This is a genomic window from Cocleimonas flava, assembly GCF_004339015.1.
Lineage (GTDB): Bacteria > Pseudomonadota > Gammaproteobacteria > Thiotrichales > Thiotrichaceae > Cocleimonas > Cocleimonas flava.
In genome coordinates this window covers 464,092-488,151 of record NZ_SMFQ01000002.1, presented here as the reverse complement: position 1 = coordinate 488,151, position 24,060 = coordinate 464,092, and the positions used below count along the sequence as shown (strand labels likewise).

The 24,060-nt window shown below is 41.6% G+C and carries 19 protein-coding genes; 9 read left to right on the top strand and 10 right to left on the bottom strand.

The window, feature by feature from the left end:
- The first annotated feature begins 14 nt into the window (after window positions 1–14).
- From EV695_RS02270 to EV695_RS02250, 5 genes are all read left to right on the top strand, one after another.
- Window positions 15–719, top strand: a complete 705-nt coding sequence (locus EV695_RS02270; protein ID WP_131904287.1) for a response regulator — start codon at window positions 15–17, stop codon at window positions 717–719.
- On the top strand, window positions 712–2,022 hold the full coding sequence (phoR, locus tag EV695_RS02265) for a phosphate regulon sensor histidine kinase PhoR (protein ID WP_131904286.1): 1,311 nt from the start codon (window positions 712–714) through the stop codon (window positions 2,020–2,022). Before EV695_RS02270 ends, phoR begins: the two co-directional genes overlap by 8 nt.
- Window positions 2,023–2,307: 285 nt before the next feature.
- Window positions 2,308–4,323: a PhoX family protein gene (locus EV695_RS02260; RefSeq protein WP_131904285.1), complete on the top strand. Its 2,016-nt coding sequence runs from the start codon at window positions 2,308–2,310 to the stop codon at window positions 4,321–4,323.
- 187 nt (window positions 4,324–4,510) lie between these two features.
- The gene (phoB, locus tag EV695_RS02255; RefSeq protein WP_131904284.1) at window positions 4,511–5,203 is read left to right on the top strand and encodes a phosphate regulon transcriptional regulator PhoB; all 693 of its coding nucleotides are present in this window, start codon (window positions 4,511–4,513) and stop codon (window positions 5,201–5,203) included.
- A gap of 204 nt (window positions 5,204–5,407) precedes the next feature.
- On the top strand, window positions 5,408–6,454 hold the full coding sequence (locus tag EV695_RS02250; RefSeq protein ID WP_131904283.1) for a substrate-binding domain-containing protein: 1,047 nt from the start codon (window positions 5,408–5,410) through the stop codon (window positions 6,452–6,454).
- A 118-nt stretch (window positions 6,455–6,572) separates the two neighbouring features.
- On the opposite strand, the gene EV695_RS02245 is transcribed toward EV695_RS02250, so the two are convergent.
- The 9 genes from EV695_RS02245 to hisB all read right to left on the bottom strand — a co-directional run bounded on the left by EV695_RS02245 (window position 6,573) and on the right by hisB (window position 13,156).
- Complete coding sequence (locus tag EV695_RS02245; protein WP_131904282.1) at window positions 6,573–7,193, bottom strand: LysE/ArgO family amino acid transporter; 621 nt, start codon at window positions 7,191–7,193, stop codon at window positions 6,573–6,575.
- Window positions 7,194–7,855: 662 nt separating this feature from the next.
- Window positions 7,856–9,169, bottom strand: coding sequence for a twin-arginine translocase subunit TatC (gene tatC / locus EV695_RS02240; RefSeq protein ID WP_131904281.1), 1,314 nt, complete (start codon window positions 9,167–9,169; stop codon window positions 7,856–7,858).
- A 5-nt stretch (window positions 9,170–9,174) separates the two neighbouring features.
- Window positions 9,175–9,510, bottom strand: a complete 336-nt coding sequence (gene tatB, locus EV695_RS02235) for a Sec-independent protein translocase protein TatB (RefSeq protein ID WP_131904280.1) — start codon at window positions 9,508–9,510, stop codon at window positions 9,175–9,177.
- 42 nt (window positions 9,511–9,552) lie between these two features.
- Window positions 9,553–9,804: a Sec-independent protein translocase subunit TatA gene (gene tatA, locus EV695_RS02230; protein WP_131904279.1), complete on the bottom strand. Its 252-nt coding sequence runs from the start codon at window positions 9,802–9,804 to the stop codon at window positions 9,553–9,555.
- An 86-nt stretch (window positions 9,805–9,890) separates the two neighbouring features.
- The gene (locus tag EV695_RS02225) at window positions 9,891–10,232 is read right to left on the bottom strand and encodes a phosphoribosyl-ATP diphosphatase (RefSeq protein ID WP_243651430.1); all 342 of its coding nucleotides are present in this window, start codon (window positions 10,230–10,232) and stop codon (window positions 9,891–9,893) included.
- A 9-nt stretch (window positions 10,233–10,241) separates the two neighbouring features.
- A complete protein-coding gene (hisF, locus tag EV695_RS02220) occupies window positions 10,242–11,015 on the bottom strand; it encodes an imidazole glycerol phosphate synthase subunit HisF (RefSeq protein WP_131904278.1) in 774 nt (257 codons plus the stop codon).
- A 1-nt stretch (window position 11,016) separates the two neighbouring features.
- On the bottom strand, window positions 11,017–11,763 hold the full coding sequence (hisA, locus tag EV695_RS02215) for a 1-(5-phosphoribosyl)-5-[(5-phosphoribosylamino)methylideneamino]imidazole-4-carboxamide isomerase (RefSeq protein ID WP_131904277.1): 747 nt from the start codon (window positions 11,761–11,763) through the stop codon (window positions 11,017–11,019).
- A complete protein-coding gene (gene hisH / locus EV695_RS02210; RefSeq protein WP_131904276.1) occupies window positions 11,764–12,405 on the bottom strand; it encodes an imidazole glycerol phosphate synthase subunit HisH in 642 nt (213 codons plus the stop codon).
- A 157-nt stretch (window positions 12,406–12,562) separates the two neighbouring features.
- Complete coding sequence (gene hisB / locus EV695_RS02205; RefSeq protein ID WP_131904275.1) at window positions 12,563–13,156, bottom strand: imidazoleglycerol-phosphate dehydratase HisB; 594 nt, start codon at window positions 13,154–13,156, stop codon at window positions 12,563–12,565.
- A 351-nt stretch (window positions 13,157–13,507) separates the two neighbouring features.
- Between hisB and EV695_RS02200 the strand changes: the two genes are divergently transcribed.
- Window positions 13,508–14,596 carry a PQQ-dependent sugar dehydrogenase gene (locus EV695_RS02200; RefSeq protein ID WP_131904274.1) on the top strand — a complete coding sequence of 363 codons (1,089 nt, stop codon included), beginning with the start codon at window positions 13,508–13,510 and terminating at the stop codon, window positions 14,594–14,596.
- A 105-nt stretch (window positions 14,597–14,701) separates the two neighbouring features.
- On the opposite strand, the gene EV695_RS02195 is transcribed toward EV695_RS02200, so the two are convergent.
- Window positions 14,702–16,831, bottom strand: a complete 2,130-nt coding sequence (locus EV695_RS02195; protein ID WP_131904273.1) for a CHASE2 domain-containing protein — start codon at window positions 16,829–16,831, stop codon at window positions 14,702–14,704.
- 349 nt (window positions 16,832–17,180) lie between these two features.
- Between EV695_RS02195 and EV695_RS02190 the strand changes: the two genes are divergently transcribed.
- The 3 genes from EV695_RS02190 to EV695_RS02180 are packed head-to-tail and all read left to right on the top strand — an operon-like array spanning window position 17,181 to window position 23,974.
- Entirely contained in the window at window positions 17,181–21,110 is a 3,930-nt protein-coding gene (locus EV695_RS02190) for an Ig-like domain-containing protein (RefSeq protein ID WP_131904272.1), read from the top strand.
- A gap of 13 nt (window positions 21,111–21,123) precedes the next feature.
- A complete protein-coding gene (locus EV695_RS02185; RefSeq protein WP_131904271.1) occupies window positions 21,124–22,446 on the top strand; it encodes a tetratricopeptide repeat protein in 1,323 nt (440 codons plus the stop codon).
- Window positions 22,433–23,974, top strand: coding sequence for a FecR family protein (locus EV695_RS02180; protein ID WP_131904270.1), 1,542 nt, complete (start codon window positions 22,433–22,435; stop codon window positions 23,972–23,974). Before EV695_RS02185 ends, EV695_RS02180 begins: the two co-directional genes overlap by 14 nt.
- The last annotated feature ends 86 nt before the right edge of the window (window positions 23,975–24,060 follow it).

Sequence of the window (24,060 nt, the reverse complement as noted above, 5' to 3'; positions counted from 1 at the left end):
GTCGATGAAATTAGATGTTTGAAATTTTATTAGTTGAAGACGATCATGCCATAAGAGAAATGTTACAAGGGTTTCTGCTGGGCAAGAGCTATAAGGTAAAAGCCGCTGAAAGTGGGGGGGGGGCATTTGATATGCTTGCCGAGAAGAACCCAGACCTTATTTTGCTGGATTGGATGTTGCCGGATATCAGTGGTCCCGAGATTATCAAGCAAATACGAAAAAATAAAATTCAACGAGATATTCCTATCTTGATGCTTACAGCGCGCGCCGAAGAAATGGACAAGGTAAAAGGTCTTGAAGTTGGTGCGGATGACTACATGACGAAACCCGTGTCATTAAAAGAGCTAGATGCAAGAATCAAAGCATTAATCAGACGATCGCAAGGTTTAAGTGTGGATAAAACAATCACGCGTAAGTCAGATAAAGGTTCGTTGGTGATTAACCTGGAAAATAATTCGCTTTTGATCAATGATGCCACTGTGGATATTGGTCAAACAGAGTTTCGTTTATTGCATTACTTTATGCGAAAGCCAGAAAGAATACACAGCAGAGCGCAACTGTTAGATCAAGTCTGGGGACAAAGCACGTTTATTGATGAGCGTACCGTCGATGTCCATATTCTGCGTTTGCGTAAAGTGCTCAAACCTTATGAGCTTGATGACATGTTAAAGACGGTGAGGGGCGCAGGTTATCGCTTTACTGAAAAATTAGATGGATAGTAATGACTGGAGTACCGAACGCTGGCGCATCGCGTTAGTCCTGTTTGTCGCCTTTGTGGGAGGCATGCTCACGGGCTATTGGTCCTTGTCCCTGATTCTTTCGCTCGTCACTTATATCGCTTGGTTGCTGTACAAACTCAAACAACTACATATCTGGTTAATTAAAGGGGCAAGCCCCTCGTTATTACCCGACAGTAACGGCATTTGGGAACGGATTACCCAGCAAATCCAGAATACGCATAAAAAGAGTGACCGACGCAAAGACCGCATGGTGAATTTACTCAAGCGCTTGCAAGGTATTATCACCGCGCTACCTTATGCAACAGTCGTGCTTAACGGCAATAATGAAATCGATTGGGCAAACGGCATTTCTCAGGTCTACTTAAATGTCGATATCAAAAAAGACAGAGGCCAACGTATCGATAACATTATTCGCTTACCGCAAGTGAATAAACTGCTGGAAACAAAATCCACCAAAGAAATAGAAGTAAGCTTGCCTACAGGCGATTACGGCCTTGAAAGACAAGTCGCGATTCAGATTATTCCGGTTCAGGGAGATTTGAAGCTTCTAGTCGCAAGAGATGTGAGTGAACGCGCTACCATCTATAGAATGCGTAAAAACTTCATCGCCAATGCATCACACGAACTACGTACGCCGTTGACGGTAATAGCAGGTTATCTCGAGATTATGCAGGAAGATGATAATCTACCTGATAGCTTGCAACCTGCGGTGTTAGCAGCCTCTGATCAATCTATTAGAATGCAGCGCATTATCGAAGATCTACTCACCTTGTCGCGTCTGGAAAATTCCGAGCTGAGCGATAACTCTAGCAGCATCATCGACGTACCTTCAGTCCTGAATAGAATCTGCCATGATGAAGCGACCTTGATTACCGGTGATACGCATATTATAGAAAAAGACATTGATGAGAGCTTGAAGATAAAAGGCTCTGATGCGGAAATTATCAGTGTGTGCAGTAATCTCGTCCACAATTCAGTCCGTCATACTCAGGATGGCACCAAAGTAAAAGTGATTTGGAAGAAATCTGCAAAAGGCGAAGGCTGCCTCTCTGTTGTCGATGATGGTCAAGGCATTCCGGCTGAGCATTTAATGCATTTAACGGAGCGTTTTTATCGTGTTGATAAAGGGCGTTCCCGCGATAAAGGCGGCACGGGTTTGGGTCTGGCAATTGTTCAGCATATTGCCCAACGACATGGCGCCAAGCTGGACATCAAAAGTGAAGTGGGCAGAGGCTCAACGTTTTCTGTGTGTTTCCCTGCCAGTCGAGTTGTAGACGACTAATTCCTTGTTAATTTTTTGATTAGGCACCCCCCTACTTATAGGCGTTTTTTTTAATGCCTATTTAGGGAGGTGCAAATGTATAAACGTTGCCTTTCGTTTAATACATCAGACTTTCTTGTTTATTTCTCTCTCTCTCTCTCTCTCTCTCTCTAGTTTTATATAGATCCGATTAAAACCTGCATTTCATAAAACCTTAACCATTTTGTAATTTAACCTTCATATTACCTTCTTACTATTCCCTGGCTTGCTACGGCATTTTATAAATCAAACCAAAAAGGAATAATTGTGAGTAAAGAAACATTTGACCCAACGCGTTATAACCATAGCGCTAATGAGCCATTTTCATCCGTGCTAGAAAAAAAGCTATCAAGACGTGACGTACTTAAAGGTGGTGCTGCATTTGCTGCTTTAGGTCTGTTCAGTAGTTTTGGATTAGCGGGTTGTAACAGCAGCAGCAGTAGTGATGATGAAGCATCAGAATCTCTTTCATTAGGTTTTAAATCTATCGCAGGATCTAAAACAGACGCTGTTGTGGTGCCAGTAGGTTATAGCGCTCAGGTGTTAGCACCATGGGGAACGCCGCTAAACAGCATCGCTTCTGAGTGGAAGAGTGACGGTACTAACACCGCCTTAGATCAGGCAAATTCACTCGGTATGCATCATGATGGTATGCAATTCTTTCCTCTGGATGGCAGTTCAACAGACGGTCTTTTATGTATCAACCATGAATATATTGATAGCAATGCGCTGCACTATGACGGAGCAATTAGAGATTCGGAATTTGTACGTAAAGAAATAAATGCTCATGGCGTTACGGTAGTGCGTGTTCAATTAACGGATAACGGCTGGCAAGTGGTTAAAGATGACGCTCATAATCGTCGTTTTACTGCAGCAACTGAAATGGATATCTCTGGTCCATTAGCGATGACAGCAGCATTAATCACACCTTTTTCAACGGCGGGTAACAAAACTCGCGGTACTTTGAATAACTGTGGAAACGGTTCTACACCTTGGGGAACTTACTTAACGTGTGAAGAAAACTGGCCAGGTTATTTTGTTGCCGATGAAGCAACCATGACTGAAGACCAGAAGCGAATTGGTATTTCAAGTTTAACCAGTGGCAGATACAACTGGCATGATCAAGCGGGTAGTGCAGATGAAGTTCAAGGTGAATTTAGTCGATTTAACCTAACACCAACTGGCGCAAATGCCTTGGAAGACTATAGAAATGAGGCAAATGGCTACGGGTATATCGTAGAAATTGATCCTTATAACCCAGATTCTACAGCGGTTAAAAGAACAGCATTAGGACGTTTTCGTCATGAAGGCTGTGCCTACGGTAAGTTAGAAGCTGGCAAGCCGATTGTGTTTTATTCCGGGCATGATTCACGTTTTGAGTATCTGTATAAATTTGAATCAACTGCAATGTGGGATCCTGCAGATGCTGACAGAACAGATCGTTTGGACGTTGGTGCTAAGTACATGGATTCTGGCACTTTATACGTAGCGCGTTTTGATGATGATGGAAAAGGAATGTGGTTACCTTTGGTATTAACTACTCCATCTGCCGACGGTAGCGAAACATTGGCAAATAGCTTTAGCAGCCAGGCTGATATTATTCTTAATACCGCTGGTGCGGCAGATATAGTTGGGGCAACCCCAATGGATCGTCCTGAGTGGACAGCAGTGGACCCAGTAACGGGCACGGTTTATCTGACACTCACCAACAATACGCAGCGAACTGATACGACTAACCCGGCAAACCCGCGTTTGAATAATGCGTTCGGACATATTATTCGTTGGGATGAAGTCGAAGGCAGCAATGAGTTTGATTGGGATATCTTTGTCTTTGGGTCACCTGAAGACGCAGATGCTGAAACAAATCTTTCGGGGCTGGATGAGTTCAATCAGTTTGCGAGTCCAGATGGTATGGCTTTTGATGCTCGCGGAATCATGTGGGTACAAACCGATAACGGTGCTGACGAAGTGACAAGTTATACCAACGATCAAATGCTAGCAGTTGTTCCCTCTAAACTGGTCGATGCGGACGGTAATCAGGAAGTATTATCTGCGAGCAATCAAGCAGAGTTGAGACGTTTCTTTGTTGGGCCGAATAATTGTGAAGTCACAGGGCTTTCTTTGACGCCTGATCAAAAGAATTTCTTTGTGAATATTCAGCATCCGGGTAATTGGCCGTATAGCACAAACGCGGCAGAGGAAACACCTGCGGGAACTAGCGTTCGTCCTCGTGCCTCAACAGTCGTTATTATGAAAGATGATAATGGCGAGATTGGTGTATAGATTAGTGGCAAGCACTAAATGTTAAAGCTGTAATAACAGCGAATTTAAGCCTCATTAATGATCGTATTAATGGGGCTTTTTTTTATCCATTTTTTTGCAGATATTTCTACACAAAATGTTGTTTGTCATCGTTCTGAAATATTGATGTGCTTGAATAGCAAGGTCAATGAATAAAAACAGCAGGGCTATGAATACAATATTATTAGTCGAAGATGAGAAGCCAATCCGATCGATGCTTGACTTCGCTTTAAAAAAAGCAGGCTTTCAAACATTAGAAGCAGAAGACGCTTCTCAGACACGGTTACTGTTAAAGAACAATGATCCAGATCTGATCTTGATGGACTGGATGCTGCCTGATGCATCGGGTGTCGATATAGTCAGATCGTTAAAAGGTCAGGTTTCAACCTGTCAAATTCCTATTATCATGCTTACCGCAAAATCAGAGGAAGCGAACAAAGTTTCGGGCTTGAATGCGGGCGCTGATGACTATGTGACCAAGCCTTTTTCTCCCAAAGAGCTGATAGCAAGAATTCAAGCCGTTTTAAGACGCAGTAATCAAGAGGCTGAAGAGCAGGATGTTATTCGTGTCGGCCAGCTGGAAATTGATAGATTGTCACACCGTGTCTCGTTAGTGGGAGAGGCATTAGATTTAGGCCCAACTGAATACAGGCTGTTGTTATTTTTAATCGAACACCCAGATCGTGTTTTTAGTCGGGAAAATCTATTGAATCAGGTTTGGAGTCGCAGTCCTTATGTTGAAGAGCGCACTGTGGATGTCCATATTTTAAGATTACGCCGAGCCCTGGCGATAGAAGGTTATGACAACGCCATACAAACCGTTCGTGGCATTGGGTATCGTTTTCACTGTGATAAGCGCTGAATCAGAACTTAGCCAGAGATGAGATGAGCCAGAGCTAAGCCAGAATTAACAAGCGCTGGATGCATTGTCATAAAACCTTAACAATTCTGTAATAAAGCGGTCACATTCCAAAACTATTATTTGCGCAGCTTTGGTGAGCAATGAATTACGTTGTTACCAATCTTGTATTAATGATTTTATATAAAAACTTTGGAGCAAAAATAAATGAAAAAAGTAAGCTTGGTTGTTGCAACGGCAATAGCAACCCTTTCATTCTCAAATGCAATGGCACGTGACCATATCGAAATCGTAGGTTCTTCTACGGTTTATCCTTTCTCTACAGTAGTTGCAGAGACGTTTGGTAAGAAGACTAAATTCAAGACACCTAAAATCGAATCTACAGGATCTGGTGGCGGAATGAAGCTTTTCTGTGAGGGTAACGGTATCGATACACCAGATATCACTAATGCTTCAAGAAGAATTAAAGAATCAGAATTCAAAAAATGTGCAGATAACGGCATTAAACTAACAGAAGTTAAAGTAGGGTACGATGGTATTGCTATCGCTAATTCGAAAGCTTCTCCAAAGTATGCGTTAACGCGTCAGGCTATCTTCTTCGCAGTAGCAAAGCAGGTACCTGAAACTGACGGAAAAGGTGGTTACACAGGTAAATTGATCCCTAATACTTACACTAAATGGAATCAGATTTTCCCATCATTACCAGCAACTGATATTAAAGTAATGGGTCCACCACCAACATCAGGAACTCGCGATGCATTTGCTGAGCTTGCAATGGAAGGTGGTTGTAAGACTGTTCCATGGATCAAAGCGCTTAAGAAGACAGACAAAAAACAATACAAGAACATTTGTCACACAGTGCGTGAAGATGGTGTGTATGTTGAAGCTGGTGAAAACGATAACTTAATCGTACAAAAGCTTGTTGCTAGCCCTGATATGTTGGGTGTATTTGGATTTAGCTTCCTTGATCAAAACTCTGACAAGGTACAAGGCTCAAGCATCGACGGTAAAGAACTAAACTTTGACACGATTGCTTCGGGTGAATACCCAGTATCTCGTCCACTTTACATGTACATCAAAAATGACCATGTGGGTAAAGTACCGGGTATCAAAGAGTTTGTTGCTGAATTCGTTTCAGATAACACTTGGGGTGAAGATGGCTACTTGGCTGAAAAGGGTATGATTCCAATGCCTGATGATGAGCGCAAATCTTTTTCTTCAGCTGCAACTTCTTTAAAAGCATTATCAATGTAAGCTTTTAAAATGCAAAAATGTAGTATTTGTTACATCAAAGAGCCCGCTTAGCGGGCTCTTTTTTTGTTTGTAAAACAGTAAATATCAAAACCCACCCCCCTACTTAGGGGCCGTTTTTTTAAATAACGGCGAAGTCGGTGGTGATTAACTGGTAGGCAATACTGAACATCACTAGCCCGATAAGAATATTAAGAAACTTCCATGCATTCGGTTTAGCAAATACTGGCGCTAGTAAGCGTGCTCCATACCCTAATGAAAAGAACCAAATGAATGATGCGCACACTGCGCCAACCGTAAAATACAGTCGTTGTTCGCTTGAATAAGGTGAGGCAATGCTGCCAATGAGCAACACAGTATCAAGATAGACGTGCGGGTTTAAAAAGGTCAGTGCTAAAACGGTAGTTACAACTTTTCGTAAGTTTTGTGAGTTACCATCTGCTGCCGCGATTTCAAGTGTTTCACTTTTAAATGCAGAGCGAAGGCTCATTAATCCAAAAATAATAAGATAGGTCGCACCCAACCAGGTAATGATCTTTAGCCAGTCTGGGTGGTTATGCACAAACTTTCCTAATCCACTTGTACCGATCACTATTAATATAGCATCCGATAAGGCGCAAATTAGGCAGATGATAAATATGTGTCGCTTAATCAGCCCTTGTTTAAGGACGTAAGCATTTTGGGCGCCTATAGCTATGATCAGGCTGGCACCTAAGATCAAGCCTGTAAAAAATATACTCATATTTGAAATCGTGTTTGTGGGCTGGGAGCAGATCTTTCGATGAGCTAAGCAAGGTATGTAAAACAGCCTCGTAGTTTAACTTACGGGCGTGGTGAGATAACAATGTTATTTTAAAGGATGCTCTTTAGAAAAACGTGCCCTCAAAAATATGGCTCAAAGTAGGGGGGTGACTTATCTAAAAATGAGAGTGATGAGGGGCCTGGAAAAGTTTTATCTCAGGAAGAAAAAAAGCCCACAAACAACATAGTATTTGCAGGCTTTTTTAGTGGTCTATCAATTACACTCTTATTAGGTGACTTGCTATTGCCATTAAAATGATAAAAAGCGTACTGCCAACTAATGATCTAACAATTGGCGGTAGAACTTCGCAATTATCATCGTTTTTTAATGATGTTAGCCCTAATAAGTTTTTAATTAAACACGCCATAGGATGCTCCCCTTCGTGATTCTTTAAAAACAATAAACTATAAATATTTAGAGGGATAGATGAGAGCTGTGGCCGCTATTCCACGACTCATGAAACTATCATTAAATATTCATAGGTATAATAATAGTAGCATGAAAAAACTGAATAGTTCATTGTAATTCAGTCTAAAGATGAGGTTTGATATTTATCAAAGCTTTGTTTTTATTAGATTTATTTAGCACTCAAAAGATTATTCTTAATCTTTTGAGTCTTCATTCTTTTTAGTAGGAGCGTTTTCTTTTGTATCATCTTTAGCAGTATCGTCGATGTCAGTATCTGAATTATCTTCAGTCTTATCATCATTAGTCTCATCACTGCTTTGATCAGTAATGTCTTCTTCGTCTGCTTCAATACGATCCAGTTCAGCTTCCATTTCGTCGTCGGTAAGCTCTTCAAAATCTTCTACCACGTCAGTGCCATAGAATTTTTCAGCTTCTTCTGACTCACTTATTTCGCCACTACCTTCAGGCAGAGAATCTTCGTTATCTTTATTATCAGTATCTTTAGACTCGTCTACAGCATCAGATGGGCTGGACATATCGAAAGCATCATCATCAGTATATTCGTTAAGCCCTGTCTCATTATTTTCATCATTATGAATAGTGTTGTCAGAATCGTCTTCATCAAACTCTTCATAATAATAATTATCATCATCTTCCCAGAGTTTATCCGCACTAATCGCGGCGGTGCCTGCTGCTGCAGAAGCGGCAGTTTTCTCGGCAGCCTCTTTTTCAGCATTGATGTTATCTTTGGCTTCGCTCGCTTCTTCGATTCGTGTTTTAAAGAAGCCGCTAAAAATGATGCCCAATTCAAACAATAACCACATTGGAATGGCTAACATAATTTGCGAGATTACATCAGGAGGCGTTAACAACATGCCTACAACAAAAGCACCAACGATGACATACGGGCGCTTTTTCTTTAAATCTTCAGCGGTTGTCATACCTGTGCTGATCAGTAATATCGTGGCGATTGGCATTTCAAAACCAAAGCCAAATGCCATAAACATCATGATGGTAAAATCGAGATACTGCGCGATATCCGGGCTAAAGACGGCCACTTCAGGTGCAAATTGCGGAATGATCTTAAACATCATCGGTAGCAGAATGTAATATACAAAAGCTATGCCGAGATAGAAGAGGAAAATACTCGAAGCAATTAGTGGATAAATTAAGCGTTTCTCGTGCTTATACAAGCCTGGCGCAACAAACGACCATAGCTGGTAAAACAGGTAAGGCAGGGCAATTAAAAAAGCCACCATCAAGGTTAGCTTCATGGGAATAAGAAATGGCGCGACAGGGCCAATGATTAACATTTCCTGGCCTTGATCAACCAGTGGAGCTGCTAGCCAGTTATAGATATTTTTAGCGAAGGGAAATAGACAAACAAAGGCAACAAAGATAACGATAACCGCTCTTAGTAGGCGGTCTCGCATTTCGATAAGATGAGAAAGAAAACCACCCGTAGCGGTTGTTGGCAGTTCACTGGCCGAAGTTTTACTATCGCTCATACTGTCTATTTACTACTTGCTGAGGAAGCTTTTTCGGCTTCATTGATGCTATCACCGAGCATTTCCGCAGCCTCATTAACTTCACTAGAAACTTCGTTGCCGGTGTTTTTCATCATGTCACGTAATTCACTGATTTCTTCTTTCTGTTGGGCAAGCATGGATTGCATTTCATCTGCGCGAATTTCTTTTTCGATATCTTCGCGTGTATTCGCAATAAATGCCTTCATTTTACCAACAAATTTACCTACCTTTGAAGCAAGGCCAGGTAATCGTTCAGGGCCTACCACTAGCAGTGCAATCACGCCAATGACAAGCATTTCCAGAAAGCCAGAATCAAACATTAAAAACTACTCGAAAGGGGTTAGTCTAAAATTGTGAAAAACTTATGACTTAGTGGTGTCTTTAACTTTTGAAGTCGCGTCGATAACATCGTCAGCAGCATCTTCAATCGATTCTTTCTTGGCATTCACGCTATCTGCGCCACTTTTCATAGAGTCTTTAAAGTTTTTAACCGCTCCGCCTAAATCACCACCCGCATTGCGTAGGCGCTTTGTGCCGAATATAACCACTACGATTACTAAGATAATTAATAGTGACCATGGGCTTATTCCGCCTAATCCAAATCCGTATAACATACTATTCCTCTCTTCTGTGATTCTTTAATGTACCGCTAACATCTCTAAGTTAGAGACTTTTAATTTAATGCTTTTATCTGGTGCGTTTACTGTCGACTTGCTTTTTCGACTAGACCAGATGTTCCAAATCGACGTTCTAATTCTTTTAAAACATCATCTGGATGTAGATTTTGTTGTGCTAATAATACTAGGGTATGAAACCATAAGTCAGCAACTTCGTAGACTATTTTATCTGGGCTTTTTCCGTTTTCAGTATCTTTAGCAGCCATCACGACTTCAGTCGCTTCTTCGCCTACCTTTTTAAGAATCGCATCCAGTCCTTTGTCATACAATTTTGCTACGTATGAACTGTCAGGTTCAGCCGATTTGCGAGCCTCAAGAACATCTGCAACGTCTCTAAGCGTATTATTACTCATACTCTTATTCATAATATGTCCTTAAATGCGCATTTCAATGCCTTGATCCTGCATAAATTGTTTGGCTTCACCAACGGTGTATTCATTAAAGTGAAAAATACTTGCCGCTAAAACTGCATCAGCGCCAGCGATGGTCACGCCATCGGCTAAATGCTGAAGATTACCTACACCGCCAGAAGCGATAACAGGGATATTAACAGCATCTACAATCGCTTTTGTTAAAGGTAGGTTAAAACCTGATTTTGTGCCATCTTTATCCATGCTGGTGACAAGCAGTTCGCCAGCACCATAGTCTGCCATTTTTTTTGCCCATTCAACGGCATCGATACCTGTGTCGTTGCGGCCACCGTGAGTGAATATATCCCACTTATCAGGTTCGCCTTCTTTGCTGACTTTTTTTGCATCAATAGCAACAACAATGCATTGAGAGCCGTAATATTCTGCGGCTTGTCTAACTAATTCTGGGTTGTGAATAGCAGCGGTGTTAATTGCTACTTTATCCGCGCCTGCGTTTAGCATCGTGCGAACATCTTCTACCTTGCGAATACCGCCGCCAACAGTCAGAGGTATAAACACTTCGGATGCAATCGCTTCAACCATGTGGACAGTTGTTTCACGGTCATCAGAGCTTGCAGTTATGTCCAGAAAAGTAATTTCATCTGCGCCTTCACGATTATAGCGTGCGGCAACTTCAACTGGATCGCCTGCATCGCGGATATCGACGAAGTTAACACCTTTCACGACGCGTCCATTATCAACGTCGAGACAAGGGATAATGCGTTTTGCTAATCCCATGTTATGCCATTCTCTCAGCAAATGTGTCTACGAACTCATGCGCTTTGGCAAGGTCGATCGTACCTTCGTAAATCGAACGACCAAGAATTGTACCGGTGATTCCTGAAGCTTCGACATTACACAGTGCGATAATATCGTCCATATTGGTAACGCCACCAGAAGCGATAACAGGAATATTGATGCTTTCAGCGAGTTCTTTCGTGGCTTCGACGTTGACGCCAGTCATCATGCCATCGCGTGAAATGTCGGTATAAACAATCGCGACTACACCAGCTTCTTCGAACTGTTTTGCAAGATCAATCGCTGAAACGGTAGAAACTTTATCCCAACCATCTGTTGCTACCATGCCATTTTTAGCATCGATACCGACAATAATATGCCCAGGGAATTGCTTGCAAAGGTCTTTTACAAACTCAGGGTCTTCAACCGCTTTAGTACCAATAATGCAGTAAGTTACTCCGGCATCAAGATAAGCCTGAACCGTTTTAGCGTCACGTATGCCACCACCGATTTGAATCGGCAAATCAGGGAATTTCTTCGCAATTGCTTCGACAGCAGAATTGTTTACCGGTACGCCATCAAATGCACCATTCAGATCAACCAAGTGTAAACGTTTTGCGCCAGCTTCAACCCAACGTGTAGCTGTATCAACAGGGCTATCAGAGAATACGGTGGTATCTTCCATGCGGCCTTGTTTTAGGCGTACGCATTGCCCGTCTTTAAGATCAATCGCAGGTAGTAATAACATCTAAACGTTTCCATCCCATTGGGTAAAGTTTTTCAAAAGTTGTAAGCCATCATCCGCACTTTTTTCAGGGTGTGCCTGAATCGCAAAGACATTATCTTTTGCAATAGCAGATGGATAGGTAATACCGTAATCAGTCTCACCAGCGATAATTGATTTATCTTCTGGTGCAATAAAGTAGCTATGCACAAAGTAAAAACGAGAGTTTTCTTTGATGCCATTCCACAGTGGATGTTGTTGAGTATGCGAGACTTTATTCCAGCCCATTTGTGGGATTTTTAGTCGCTCACCATTCTCGTCTGTCGCGCCAATGTGGTCTTGAAAGTACAAAACTTTGCCTTCATAAAGACCGATACAGTCGACCCCACCGCCTTCTGAACTATGCTCCATCAGCACTTGCATGCCCATGCAAACGCCTAGAAAAGGTTTGCTAATAGCGACTTGTTTAACCACATCGACGAGTTCACGCTTGTGTAATTCACTCATGCAATCACGAGCAGCACCCTGACCAGGGAATACGATGTGATCCGCTTTGTTGATGACATCAGGAGAAGATGTTATCTCAACCGTTTCATTGGTAACGTGTTGAAGGGCTTTGTGCACGGAGTGTAAGTTGCCCATGCTGTAATCTATAACCGCAATCATCTTTTAAATCACCCACCTTGCTCTTTCTATCCACCCAATAACTGCGTTGTCGATGCTCGTTTGCGCTTGCAAACTCCGCGTCTTCGCCTTGCTCTTGAGTGAATATAAAGAGCAATTTGGGCAATTTAGTTTTAAATAAGACAACATTTGAAAAAGTTTATAGAGAACCTTTCGTTGATGGTATTGCGTTCGCAGAACGCTCATCTCTTTCAACAGCCATGCGCAATGCGCGTCCAAATGCTTTGAATATAGTCTCAGCAATATGGTGTGCGTTACGACCGCGGATATTATCCAGGTGTAAGCTGACTAAAGCGTGGTTTACAAAGCCTTGGAAAAACTCGTGGAATAGATCGGTATCGAAATTTCCTAGCATTGGGCGTTTGTAATCGACGGTATCTTCCAAATGTGGACGACCAGAAAAATCAATCACTACGCGAGATAGTGACTCATCAAGTGGTACATAAGCGTGACCGTAACGACGGATGCCTTTTTTATCGCCAATCGCTTTTGCAAATGCCTGACCCAGTGAGATACCGATATCTTCAACCGTGTGATGCGCATCTATGTGCAGATCACCGTTGGCTTCGATTTCAATATCGATCATGCCGTGCAACGCTATCTGGTGCATCATGTGTTCAAGGAAAGGTACTTCGGTTTTGAAGCGCGCTTTTCCCGTGCCGTCTAAATTTATATTGACGGTAATCTGTGTTTCAAAAGTATCACGTGTGATAGTGGCTGTACGTTCGGTCATGTTTATCATTTTCGGTTGTTTAGGTGGCGGATAATACCATATTGTGACGCGATGTAACCTGTAGAAATAGAAAAGAAATAGGCCCCAAAGTAGGGGGGTGCCCTATAAAATAGTTTAAACAGTCAATGTTCTACTTGCTCGTTTAATGCGGTTTGTTCACATAAAACTGAACTTTCACGTTAATATTGGCGCTAAATAGATACTGGGGATATTTTTTAATAATGCAATTATCCATGGCGTGTTTAAGTGTTTGTATTGTTTTTGCTTTTTCCTATGCAGTTTGAATATTAATAACGATGTTTTCGAATCAAACAATTAAAAAAAGCCCTATAAGTAGGGGGGTGTAAAACTATGAATAGTTTAATCGTTAAATCTGTGTTGTTTGCAATGGCTCTTTTGATCCATCAATTTGCTGCGGCAAAATCCAATCTTGATTTGTTAAAAGTCCCTGCTGGTTTCAAGATAGAGTTATTTGAAAGTGATGTGCCTAATGCGAGAACCATGGTTTTGGGTACTAATGGCACCTTGTTTGTGGGCACAAGAAGCGAAGGTGTCGTTTACGCGATTAAGCATAATAAACGCTATATTATTGCTGAAGATCTAAACATGCCGAACGGTTTAGCGTTTCGAGACAAAGCACTCTACATAGGCGCTGTAGATAAACTATTTCGAATGGATGATATTGAGGCTCGATTAGATAACCCGCCGATTCCTACTTTAATTCGAGATGATTTACCTTCTGAAACACACCACGGTTGGCGATATATGGATTTCGGTCCGGATGGCCGCTTATATATGGCCATCGGTGCGCCGTGTAATGTGTGCTTGAAGAAAGATTACGCCGTGATTCGCAGTATGAAAGCCGATGGTACGGATGAACGCGTAGAGGCGAGAGGTATTCGTAATACCGTAGGTTTTACCTGGCACCCCGTATCAAAAAAATTATGGTTGAGTGATAACGGCAGAGACATGATGGGCGATGATATTCCCCCTGATGAGATCAATCGTGTTGATGAATTTCAGGAGCATTTTGGTTTCCCTTATTGTCACGGTGGAACCATCGCAGATCCTGAATTCAATGATTTATCGTGTCGAGCGTTTACGCCACCTATTCAGGCATTGGGTGCACATGTAGCGCCATTGGGTATTGCTTTTTATACAGGCAAACAATTTCCAAAAGCTTATAAAAACAGGTTGTTTGTCGCAGAGCATGGTTCATGGAATCGCAGTAAAAAATCTGGCTATAAAGTCATGATGGCAACGATTACAGGTAGTGACGAAGATGAGAAAGTGACCAAATATGAGCCATTTGTAACGGGTTGGTTACAGGGTCAAAAAGCCTGGGGCAGACCAGCTTATGTGCTTGTTCTCAAAGATGGTTCAATACTGATATCTGATGATAGGGCTGGCGCTATATATCGTGTTTCATACGCTCAATGAGTTTATGATTTGTAGTTTATACGGGGTGCTTGATTGAAATGCTTAAGCTTCCTGATCTAACTGAATCAACTAAGGCACCCCCCTACTTATAGGCACTTTCTTATATTACTTTTCAGTGTGATTATGAATAGGGTCCCAGTCAGTAGGTTGTTCTTTCAGGATGGTTTCGGTTCTTTCTAGATAAACCCGATAAAGCGGATCGTTTGAGGTTTCATATAATTGGCGAAAGCCAGCATGGGCTATTTCCCACTTTCCTGATAAATACTCAGCAAAGGTTTGCTCATGATTTTCTAGTTGGGTTTTCTGTAACTCAGTTAACTGGTTTAGCGTTTTCAGAGGTTCGTAGATTTTAATAGAATCCTGTTTGCCTTTTACCCTAACGTTATCGATATAGCGGAAAACAATATCAGGGCATTGTAGTTTAGTCTCTTCGCTGACTAAAATCCCAACGCCATAGTATTTGGTTAATCCTTCAAGGCGTGATCCTAAATTAACCGCATCTCCTAACACGGTATAAGCCCTTCGATAGTCGGACCCCATGTCTCCCACATTCATCTCGCCCGTGTGAATACCAATGCCTGCAGCAATATTATTGATTCCCATGTCCTTAAATGTTTTCTGCATTTTCTTGATTTTCTGTTGCATTTCCATAGCCGCAATAACCGCTTTGGTAGCATGCTGAGGGTGGTAAATAGGGGCCCCCCAAAATGCCATCACCATGTCACCCACGTATTTATCAATCGTGCCCTGGTTATTAAAGATGATTTCAGTAATAGGTGTCAGGTATTGATTGAGAAAAGTTTTCAATTGTCGTGTTGTTAACGGTTCTGACAGTGCTGTGAAGTCTCTGATATCAGAAAAAAGCACGGTCATTTCTCTTTTTTCGCCATCGGTATTTACCGCGTGCGGGAACTCGATCAACTTGTTGATGTGTTCAAGCGGTACATATTGACCAAACATATCGTGAATACGTCGCCGACCTTTGTTTTCTTTGATCAAATCGTAGATAACATGAATCGATGAAACCGCCATTACGGTGAGTAGGGGAATAATCAACGGTAAATTGATGTGATGAGAAGACCACATCCAGTAATTAAACCCAAACATGACGAAGACGAGTGTTGTGCCTGAAATAACTAAGCCCATGGGTTGTAGCAATGGATAAAACAGCGCCATGAATAAACTCAAGACAGCAAGCGTCATAACCGTTGCCCCAGCAGCCCAATCTGGCACATAAGCAATGTTTTCCGGATGTAATAAACCATGAAGAATATTTGCCTGAATTTCCACACCTGGGAAGCTAGCTTGAACTGGAGTAGGGCGCAGATCTGACAAACCAACAGCAGATGTACCTACTAAAGCGATTGCATTTTCTAACTCGGGAAATGTTTTTTTGCTATGCAAGATCTCGCTTGCAGGGATATAGGGGAAATGTTTTTGTTTGCCTAGGTAAGGGATGAGTATCTGTCCTTGAGCATCCGTTTTGATAACCATTTTTCCCATGCTTAAATGGGTGATCGTTTGCGCGCTTCCTACAAAATCAGTATGCAGTTTTATTTCATCTTCCAGTAAATAAATGCGCGCCGTTTCCAGCGCTAAAGAAGGGTAAATCTGGTTGTTGTAGACAGCCACTACCGGGGCTCTTCGAATGGTTCCATCTCTATCAGGGGCAATGCTGAAAAAACCACTTCCGGCAGAATTGTTAGTAAACTCATTCAGGTTTGCGGTATACCCGAGCATGTGAATCGCCGTGAGTTTTTCCGTATTTTCAATGTCGCTTACTATGGCAGAACTAGCCAGTTTTCCCGATTGAGTCACCAGTTTTCTGTGAAATGGATAGCCTAAAACGACTTCTTTATCTTTAATGCTGTCGGCAAAAAAGCTATCCCCGTTGAGGTTGTTTTCTATCTTTAAATACCAGTCAGGTAGTTCTTCACCTGTTTGATTTAATGCAATCTTTACTTTCTCTAGAGGGTTTTGTTCTTTCTCTGATTGCACGACATCCATTGCGATAACTGCAACATTGTTCTCATGCAGTTTATTGACCAGTGTGCCTATTTTTTTTCTTTCCCAGGGCCAACGCCCGTCTTTTTTTATGCTCGCTTCGTCAATGTCGATAATGATTATCGGCGGAAGTTCTGTTATTTCAATAGGAGTGCTGAGCTTTAGGCGGATGTCGTAGGGAATCGCTTCGAGTCTTTGTTGTATATCTATACTTGTTGGATCGTCGCTCAAATAAAAAAGAGCAGCAAGTATGGTTAAAACGATACCTGTAATGATGGGTAGTAGAGATTGTTTATGTTTACTAAACAGCTTATTACCCTCGAAAATTATATGACAAAGAAGTAGTTAACTAAATAATAGTGAATTAACCCTAAAATGTGAAAAATTACCCTTTTTTCTATTATCAACAGGTTAGCATCAGTAAGTCAGTGTGGAAAGCAGTTGCGTTTTTATGCTGCCAGTGTGATGGAAAACACTGAAATTACCAACAATTATAATTTGGACTATAGTTTATTGTGATGGAATATAACAAACGTATTGAGAGGGAGTTGTGAAAGGAATCTGTATTAGCTGCTCAAAAATGATTAAGCTGCTAATGCTATCGTTTGTTCTATCGCTATTGTCATCTTGCGGTGGCGGCTCTTCAACGTCTTCCTCTTCCTCTTCCTCTTCCTCTTCAAACACTATTCAACAGGCGACAAAGATAGCAACGGGGGTCGCCCAAAAAGGTCCATTCTCGATCAATACGCCAGTTGAAATATCCAGACTGGATTCTGTCGGTCAGCCGACAGGTGATACGATCTCTGCAAAGGTAAGCGCTAATAATGGTGAGTTCACCTTCGAACTTCCGGCTGAGTGGGATACTACTTCGCCTGTAAACCTTTATTTGCAGGCCAAAGGAAAAGTCTTTGATGAATCTTCAGGGACAGAGTCAGAAACTCCGATTTCATTAACAGCAATCACTCAAAGTACCGATAATGAATCAAACTTAAATTCAGTCAATATGCTTACACACTGGCAAGCCCAGAGAACTCAGAAGTTAATGGCAGAAGGTAAAAGTTTTAACCAATCACACAAGCAGGCGAATGACGAGCTTGTGAAGGTATTCGGAATAGAGCAAATTCATTCTTTGGATTTTTCTAGTTCTGATGACGAAAGCAATAGTGCCATGTTGCTTTTATTGTCAGGTGCACTAATGGAAGTTGCCCGTACACATGACGTTGACCCACAATCGATGATTGATGAGATAGGCGATGATTTTTCCAATGACGGAAACTTGTCTGCTGACGGTGATCAGTGGTTCTTGCGCATGCAAGCGGTAATTAGAGATAACCCCATCGCGCATGCGAAAAAATACGCAAAGCGTTTACAGGAAAAGCAGGCTATCGATGTTGTATCTGTTAGTAGCTTGCCTCGCGACTTTCCATTGGCTTCGCGTCCTGTAGCGAATGTGCCTGCCGAATTATTTGCATCACCCGGCGAGACAATTGTTCTTGATGGTAGCGGTAGTCACGATAGCGGTAACATAATCAATTTCACCTGGTTTCGAGTCGATCAGCAAACGCAATACCCTGTTCCTGTCAGTGATAGATTTGACTCAAGTCCCACCATTACAGTCCCAAGCGAGGCAGAAGTTTTAGCCGCGCCGAATCAAGAGATCGCATTGCTTTATGCTTTAGTCGTGACCGATGAGGCAAAACTGACGCATACAGGCGTCGTGAAAGTTATTGTTAAAAAACCGCCGATAGATAACACTCCCCCACTTGTAGAGCCTCAGCAATTAACAACAGATGAAGATGTGCCGTTAAAAATCACATTAACGGGAAGTGATGAGGATGGTGATCCAATCGTATTTAATTTAAATACACCACTTTCTACTACCAATGGAATAATAGAACTAGACCCAGATTTAGGTTCTGCCTTGCCTAATGTGGTGTATACACCAACCACAGATTATTTTGGTTCTGATAGTTTTACATTTTTGGTTAATGATGGGTTTGAAAGCTCTAATGTTGCAACAATAGATATCGAAGTAACAGCAATCAATGATGCTCCGATTGCTGATCCACAATCAATCTCGACTCAGGAAGGAGAGCCGATCAATATTACGTTAACCGGCAGTGATGTTGATAATGATGATACTTCTTTAAACTATAGTTATGACTCAATAGATCCTGAAAATGGCTCTTTATCAGGTACGCCTCCCGATATAATTTATACACCAAATTCATCATTTACAGGATATGATGAATTTAACTTTACAGTCAATGATGGTTTATTATATTCAGATCCAGCACTTGTCTCAATTAACGTTGGTGCGCTCAATAAAATACCCGTTGCCAATTCATTTGGCGTTGATGTCAATCAGGGAGAAACAATACTTCTTGATGGAATGGGCGGTACGGATGATGATGTGGGTGATACTTTGACAATTGTTGAACGAACAAACCCAGCTGGTGGAGTTATTGATGTTACAGGTGTAGGAAGTACCGCTACTTATGAATATACATCTGACGATGACTTTTTTGGCGTGGATACTTTTACGTATAAAGTATTTGATGGCAAAGATAACTCACTACCAGCGACAGTAACAATTAACGTGAATGATCGTCCTGTAGCTGATGCAGGAAGCGCTCAAACAGTCAATGCCGGCTCACAGGTACGATTAAACGGAACCGGGTCTGATACTGAAGATGGCGCTGATGTGACTTATAGCTGGACTAGTCCTGTGGGCATTGTATTGGATGATGCTAGCTCAGAAGATCCCACTTTTGACGCTCCAACAGGAATTTCTACAACCGAAACATTCACTTTTAACTTAATCGTTAGAGATAAAAAATCATTTGCTTCTAAAGTTTCTTCAGTGGTTGTAACTGTTGAGCCAGCCTCTATTAATACCAAACCGACAGCGGAGTCTTTCGAAATAATTATAATACCTGGTAATTATAATGATATAGAGCTTAGAGGTTTTGATGCAGATACCGGAGAGACTGACTCGCTCATTTATGAGATTGTATCAGCGCCAAGTAAGGGTGAATTAGACTTGTATGGGGCACAATCTGATGAGAAATTTGCTGATTATTATGCCAATGGTTGGTCAATACCGAGTGATATAGGTGCTATCGACCAATTTGAATATCGAGTTACAGATATTCATGGGGCTGTTTCTGAAATTGCAACGGTGACATTAAATCTTCCAGATCCAAAGGTTCCTGTTGCAGATGCTCGAGGTGATACGATGATAAATGGTGGGGAAACCCACTACACATCTGGCAGTGGGTATGATATTGATGGAGATGTTGTAAAGTATGTTTGGAGACAGTTAGAGGGAGAGCCGGTACTAATTAATGTTACTTCCACTAATGGTAGAAGTATAAATTTTGATGCTCCAACAGTTGCCAAAGATGAAAAGAAAGAGCTCAAATTTGGATTGATCGTTCAAGACAACGATGGTTATGATTCGCTCGAAGATACTGTGGTATTTACAGTTGTTCATGCTTGTTATTTGATTGCAAATGCTGGTGTTGATAGGCAAGAACTCTCAGGTACGGATTCTGTAAAATTATATGGTTCTGAAGACCCAGGCGGTAATTGCCAAGAGTTCTTCCCATATACAGAATACAGTTGGGAGCAAGTGGACTCTTCAGGGAATCCAGTAAGTACAAGTAATCCTGATAAAGTAAATCTAATCAACCCAACCACTGATCAACCTTCTTTTGTGGCGCCACAGGTTAGTAGTGGGGTGTTGTCTTTATACTTTAAACTTCAGGTGACGGACTCTGGTTATGACAATACTGCAAATGAATCTGACATAGTTAAGATTGATATAGTGCCCATCGGAACAACAATCCCTAATCAAAAACCAATCGCAAAAACGAATAACCTTGAAATTGAAGTCAGTCGTTTAGGATACAGTGAAACCATAGATTTTTATGCTGAAGATCCTGATGGAGATATTAAAGCGTTAACATACAGGATTGTTGAGAAACCAGTTGATGTGGATGTAGGGGTTTTAAGTGATGTTGAAAGCTATATGCCAGGATCAGGATACGTGGTGTATACCCCTAAATATCCTGTTTCAAATGAAACGTATTCATTTAAATTTATCGCTATTGATCACTACGGTGCAGAATCTGATCCAGTTGAAGTCGTACTTAAACCTGCCCCAATACCAAGCGGAAATGAAAAGCCCTCAATTGATCCTTTGACTTTTAGTATTAAAAATAGCGAAATTTCCTGGAATTCTCTGAGGACCTTTGAAGCGTTCAATTTAGAAGATAATGGTTTTACTATTACAGACCCAGAAGATGATTATTATGAGCTACGGAAAGTCGATGAAACCTTGAGTGGATTAACATTTAGTTTTGCAAGAAGTACTTCGTCCGGTTGGTCAATTTATATTAGCAATCCCAGTGGATCTGCAACATCTTCGGGAACCTTAAGATATATAGTTGTAGATGAACATGGGAATGAATCTGAGATTGCGACCTTTACCGTTACTGATAATTAATTAGGAAGTATTGATGATCAAATTAGTTTCACAATGGACTCTTCTTCTTTATGTAAGTTTGCTGATGGCATCAATTACATTTGCAAGTGCTAATGATTATCCAAAACTAGAAAAACTCGTTAAGGAGAAAAAGTATTCACTTGCGTTTCAGTATGCTTCAAAAATCCGTTCACAAAACGAAGGCGACCCACGTTTTGATTATCTTTACGGGTTCTCCGCCTTGCAATCAGGGAATTATAACGAAGCTGTTTTTGCTTTGGATCGTGTAACAGTCAATAGTCCAAATGTTATTCGTCCTCGCTTAGAGCTTGCTCGCGCATACTTAAGCCTTAATAACTCATTCGCCGCAAAAAAAGAATTCAATGATGTTTTGAATTTAAATCCCCCGCCTGTTGTGAGAAAAAAAGTACAGGCTTATCTGGCAGAATTAGAGAAAAAAGGAGATAGAATCACACAGCGTTCTGTCACTAAGAGCCTCGCGTCATTGTCATTTGGTTACGATGATAATATCAATTTTGGCTACGATAATGCTGAGATTGATCTTCCTGATTTTGGGGTGGTGACGTTGAATGATTCTTCGGTGAAGCAGGGCAGTGGTTTTGCGGAGGGAAAGTTCCAATTCAAACATCGCACCTTGAAGAATAAAGTGAAAAGTACGTTTTTTACGGCGAATGCAACTCACCGAGAGTATTTTAAAAATTCTGATTTCAATGTAACTGATTTGGATTTGCGCACGGGTATCACCTTTAACCATGCGAAAAAACAATATCAATTAGTGGGCAGAACGCGCCCTGTGATGCTAGGTGGGGAGTTGTATTCAAATACTATTGGTGTTGATGCTATTGCTCGAAAATCCATAGGCTCCTCTCAGGTAGGGAGCCTTAAACTGAGTATCGAAAAGTATGACAACAAAAAGGTTACGCTCAGCGATAGAAGTAGAGCAATAGTTTCAGGCCGGATTGATAAACAAGTTGGTGACACGCAACATCAGTTGAATCTTTATTTGGGTAAGGAGTGGCCAGACAAGTCCGAAGGTAAACAATACAGCCGAAATATTAGTGGAATAGGGTATTGGGCAGTCAAAGAGTGGAATAAGAAAGATAGAACCTACCTGGGGCTCGATTATCGCCATTACAAACATCAGCAAGCTTATGCGATTTACGATAATAAACGCAGCGATGATCGATTCATCTTTAAAGTGGGTCATGAGCATCGCTTTAATGATGAGCTCGCGTTTGTTGCGCAGGCAAGACACATCAATAATCAAAGTAATCTGGATCTATACGATGCAAAAAGAAACGAAGTAAAAGTAGGTATTCGCTATGACTGGGATTAATAAAACAATTGTATTTTCTGTTTGTCTGATTGTTTTATCGGCATTCGCAAATACCAAGGTCTTGGCGGCAGAAAAAGAAGCGGGTAAAACGCTCTTGACCCGTGGAGAAGTCATCGGGCAACGCGATGGGAAAAACATTACGTTAAAACGTCGTTCGAATATTTATGAGAAAGATGAAATTCGAGTGGGTAAAGACGGTCGCGCGCAGTTTAGAATGATTGATCAGGCGTTAATTTCTCTCCAGGAAAACTCAGTATTACAAATTAAAAAATACCAGTTTGTTGAAGGTGAGACTAGCAACTCTGCGTTACTGGAACTGTTGTCGGGTGGTTTAAGAACAATCACCGGAGCCATTGGTAAAGGTAATAAAAAAGCCTATGAACTCAGAACACCTCTGGCGACCATTGGTATTCGCGGCACGGATTACGAGGTAGAAATTGTCTCTAATGGTATGTATGTTGCGGTCTGGGAAGGCGTCATCCATTTGCGTGCGCGTTTACGTAGTGGTTGCAATATATTATTAGGGCGTTCCAAGCCTTTCATGTTTATCTTTATTGATCGCTTGGGAAAATGTACCGGCTTAGATGAAGTTCCCGATGTATTTAGAGATGGACACAGCTCAAACATTAAAATACCTGCGGCTAATAATGTATTAGATGCGAATTACGTGACGGGTAAGGAGCTGTTGGCTAGACCTGTTCTATTGGATCCTAGCATTGAAGTGATAAGCAATAGTCAACCGCCAGTTACACCTCCGGCTACTCCGCCTGTAACACCACCCGTTGAGCCTCCAGTAACGCCGCCAACCACGCCACCAGTTGTTCCTCCCCCTGAAGTGACTTACGAGGTAAGTGCTTTTGCGATTGACCAAACGCGACCTTCAACAGAGCTGGATGTTTCGGCATCAGAATTAAACACGGCAACACCAACTTTTAATGTGGGTTTGAATGTGCTCGATAATGCAGCAGGAAGTGCCGTACAAAATTACGAACAATCCGTCGGTGGTTATGCGGTGAGCTGGGGATATTGGGGCGAGTTTAATTCTACGTTGGCAAGTAGAAATGTCGATGATTCAAGTAATAGAGGCCTCCTTTGGGCGACCTATGAAGCGACTGATCCCGATGTTGTCAGCGCCAGAACAGGAGCTTTTAATCGCTATGATAATGTCTCGAATAGTCTATTAAGTGCCACAGCGGGAGCCGCTAGTAATCTGCAAGTGCAAATGGATGTGAATTTCGAGTCAGGCGCGGTAAGCAATGGCGCATTATCTGCCAATACACCGAATGAGACGTGGGTCGCTGTATTCGAAGGGCAGATTACTTCGGGTGATCTTGACCTTCAAATGAATGGCGCCAGTGTCATAGATTCGGACCCTAACACAGCGAGCCCTCCGCGAGATGCGAGTGGCTTTATTGCTGGTGACTTTATTGGTGACAATGCCGAAGCTATTCTCGGTGCTTTTGGCTTATCAGAAGATGCTGATCCCAGTAATAATATCCAAGGGTTATTTACTGTAGACGATCAGTAAATAATGAACAGTAAATATTGAACAGTAACTAATGAGCTATAAGTGAAGAGCACTAATAAAAGAATAATTAATAAAGCGCTATGTTA

Excerpts from the sequence above, each read along its gene's own strand:
- hisB (WP_131904275.1), bottom strand. The coding sequence starts at position 13,156 with ATGACCGAACGTACAGCCACTATCACACGTGATACTTTTGAAACACAG.
- phoB (WP_131904284.1), top strand. The coding sequence starts at position 4,511 with ATGAATACAATATTATTAGTCGAAGATGAGAAGCCAATCCGATCGATG.
- tatB (WP_131904280.1), bottom strand. The coding sequence starts at position 9,510 with ATGTTTGATTCTGGCTTTCTGGAAATGCTTGTCATTGGCGTGATTGCA.
- EV695_RS02190 (WP_131904272.1), top strand. The coding sequence starts at position 17,181 with ATGATTAAGCTGCTAATGCTATCGTTTGTTCTATCGCTATTGTCATCT.
- hisH (WP_131904276.1), bottom strand. The coding sequence starts at position 12,405 with ATGATTGCGGTTATAGATTACAGCATGGGCAACTTACACTCCGTGCAC.
- phoR (WP_131904286.1), top strand. The coding sequence starts at position 712 with ATGGATAGTAATGACTGGAGTACCGAACGCTGGCGCATCGCGTTAGTC.
- EV695_RS02200 (WP_131904274.1), top strand. The coding sequence starts at position 13,508 with ATGAATAGTTTAATCGTTAAATCTGTGTTGTTTGCAATGGCTCTTTTG.
- EV695_RS02250 (WP_131904283.1), top strand. The coding sequence starts at position 5,408 with ATGAAAAAAGTAAGCTTGGTTGTTGCAACGGCAATAGCAACCCTTTCA.
- EV695_RS02245 (WP_131904282.1), bottom strand. The coding sequence starts at position 7,193 with ATGAGTATATTTTTTACAGGCTTGATCTTAGGTGCCAGCCTGATCATA.
- EV695_RS02180 (WP_131904270.1), top strand. The coding sequence starts at position 22,433 with ATGACTGGGATTAATAAAACAATTGTATTTTCTGTTTGTCTGATTGTT.
- tatA (WP_131904279.1), bottom strand. The coding sequence starts at position 9,804 with ATGTTATACGGATTTGGATTAGGCGGAATAAGCCCATGGTCACTATTA.
- hisA (WP_131904277.1), bottom strand. The coding sequence starts at position 11,763 with ATGTTATTACTACCTGCGATTGATCTTAAAGACGGGCAATGCGTACGC.
- hisF (WP_131904278.1), bottom strand. The coding sequence starts at position 11,015 with ATGGGATTAGCAAAACGCATTATCCCTTGTCTCGACGTTGATAATGGA.
- tatC (WP_131904281.1), bottom strand. The coding sequence starts at position 9,169 with ATGAGCGATAGTAAAACTTCGGCCAGTGAACTGCCAACAACCGCTACG.
- EV695_RS02225 (WP_243651430.1), bottom strand. The coding sequence starts at position 10,232 with ATGAATAAGAGTATGAGTAATAATACGCTTAGAGACGTTGCAGATGTT.
- EV695_RS02185 (WP_131904271.1), top strand. The coding sequence starts at position 21,124 with ATGATCAAATTAGTTTCACAATGGACTCTTCTTCTTTATGTAAGTTTG.
- EV695_RS02270 (WP_131904287.1), top strand. The coding sequence starts at position 15 with ATGTTTGAAATTTTATTAGTTGAAGACGATCATGCCATAAGAGAAATG.